The organism is Bacillus sp. P4_D3 (genome assembly GCF_056401855.1).
The window spans coordinates 1-2,587 of sequence record NZ_JBFUIN010000439.1 but is presented as its reverse complement, the minus strand read 5'-3'; the positions used below and the strand labels follow the sequence as shown (position 1 = coordinate 2,587).

Genomic DNA, 2,587 nt, shown 5'->3' with positions numbered 1-2,587 from the left:
GTCTCATAAAGAACATGTAGTAATTTCTACGTGTTCTTTTTTAATAAAAATGAAAGTAAACTKTTAAATAAAAATTTACTTTCAATGTCATATAAGAAGAACAAAARATAAGTCGTCTTTTGYTCTTAACAGGRTCTTACCAGCAGCATCCGTTACTTTAGAAACACTCCTATGAGATATAATTATTGATGGTRCTTTTTAGGTGATATACTGGAGGTAGATTACTCATCTAATGATGAAGGGAGGTTTACGCGTATGGAAGTAACATTTACAGTAAGTAAATGGGATGAAAAGCCAGTCAATGACACTASAAAAGATTTCCCTATTAATATTGCCCATGTCGAATATGATATTGACGGTGAATTAAAAGGAAAAGCTTTTGTTGAATATTTATTATATTATTTAGAATCAACTATAGATGATGGTCACTTGGCTACYGCTAAAATTTCYGGATTTTTACATTTYGAAGGAATTTATAARGGAAAACGAGGGACATTTAYAGCTATAGAGCAAGGGATATTTGATAAAGGAAATCTAGATTCCCCTGCAACAATCATCAAAGCTACTGGTGAATTAGAAAGCYTGAAAGGGTCCTATAATTATAAGTTTACAGGTCAAACCAGTAAAMTGATTCTAGACTTTGAATTCTAACAAAATATCTTATAATTTAGCAAAAAGGGCATCCACTGTAATACCAGGAATGTCCTTTTTWAAACTAAATTATACCGAAAAACAAGACTCRAAATTTTCAATGGGAGGAAATGATATGAGGATCACGATACAAGAATATGTGGTCAATGAAATAGATTCAGGACCATATGGAATAACCGTAGGAAAAGACGGAGCATTGTGGTTTACRGAACAGAAAGGGAATCGAATTGGKAGAATAAATGCTACTGGTGAAATAAATTCTTTTCCCATTCCGACAGCAAATGCAGGAGCTATGTCAATTATCTCGGACCAGAMCGGTGACTTATGGTTTACGGAATATAACTCAAGCAAGATCGGKAAAATGTCGATGAACGGTCTTTTTGRAGAATATGTACTCCCTACAACGAACGCTGCACCTTTTGGCATAACGGAAGGCCCAGATGGAGCAATATGGTTTACAGAAATGAATAATGGTAGGATCGGAAGAATAACAAAGTCAGGGGAAATCACCGAGTTTGAATTGCCTAACTCCAAATCATYYCCCTCTTTTATTACTCTGGGATCAGACGGTGCATTATGGTTTACACAGAATCAGAACAATAGGATTGGGAGAATAACCACTAAAGGTGAGGTCAAAGAATATCCAATCCCAACACCCAACTCCGGGCCAGTTGGAATTGCGAGCGGMCCAGATGGAGCAATATGGTTTGTRCAAATCATRGGCAATAAAATTGGTAGAATTACGTTCGAAGGTGAGRTCAAAGAATTTGTTATACCGACGCCGAACGCTCGTCCTCATGCCATAATACCYGGGAAGAACAGAGATCTTTGGTTCACAGAATGGGGAGGTAACCAAATCAGCCGTATTACAGTTGAAGGAGTTATTACGGAATATACGATACCTACAAATAATGCAGAGCCACATGRTATCACGWTTTGTCCGGATGGCGATCTTTGGTTCGCTGAAGAGTGTAATCAAATTGGACGTCTAAMAATCATTACGTAATAGGGATATCGTCCATCGCYATCAAGCTCAGAAAAGTAAATATCCCATCACCATCAAGTTAAGAAATTGGTTGCTCCCCAAAACGAAAAAATGTGCTTTTTTGTTACAAGTAGCACAAAATTTCGTTCTGGGGGTACTATAAAATTTTAKCTTGATGGCGATGGGGTCTCGCCATCAAAACGTGAATTTCGCACGCTAAGGAATTTCTATATTAAAAAACTTGGCTTTACCGTACGTTAAGGAAGTTTCATAAACGATATTTAATGTTTGTTATTGTTACTACAGAAAGAACAAAAAGAATGAATTAAATATGAATCGATTTATCCCGCTATTTGCGGGCAGTAAGACTCCCACCTCAAAATTCGGCGAATACGAGGGAGTTAGGTGGGAGTCGGACTGCCCGTAAAAGCCCGATTGGTGAGGGCTAATAATCAGTGGGGGATGAACAAAACCCCCACTGATTAAAGTTTCACTTTATCTGATTCAAGATCATTTGTATCGAGTGTATGAAGCTAAAAAATAAAAGTTTCATTGTAAATCCTAAGTGGAGTAGAAGTTTAGGTTGATAAATAAGGGAGTCGAATTTTTTTGCATAAAGCTGTATAATGCTTGTAACGAAAAGGAAATACAGGAAAGGATATGTAATGAGTTACTATGGATAAGGATAAACAACAATTAAGCGTTGAAGTTGCAAGATTATATTATCAATCAGATTATAGTCAGCAAGAAATTGCTAATAAATTAAATATTTCAAGACCGACGATTTCTAGATTATTGAAGTATGCGAAAGAAAAAGGATTTGTTCAAATTAGTATAGCTGATCCATTTGCTGACTTAGATAACGTTGGGAATTTACTTAAAGAAAAGTATAACCTGTTAGAAGCGCATGTCGTATTTTCTCCAGTACCAGAATATGCAACGATTACGGAG

Annotated in this window: 3 protein-coding genes; all 3 read left to right on the top strand. The window is 36.3% G+C overall.

Going from position 1 to position 2,587, the window contains the following annotated elements; genetic code table 11:
• Nucleotides 1-255 precede the first annotated feature (255 nt).
• Nucleotides 256-651: a DUF3224 domain-containing protein gene (locus AC1DTM_RS22395; protein WP_477000910.1), complete on the top strand. Its 396-nt coding sequence runs from the start codon at nt 256-258 to the stop codon at nt 649-651.
• Between the two features lie 115 nt (nt 652-766).
• Complete coding sequence (locus tag AC1DTM_RS22390) at nt 767-1,657, top strand: Vgb family protein (protein ID WP_477000909.1); 891 nt, start codon at nt 767-769, stop codon at nt 1,655-1,657.
• A 654-nt stretch (nt 1,658-2,311) separates the two neighbouring features.
• Nucleotides 2,312-2,587 (top strand): sigma factor-like helix-turn-helix DNA-binding protein (locus AC1DTM_RS22385; RefSeq protein WP_477000908.1); only part of this gene is annotated, 276 nt, incomplete at its 3' end.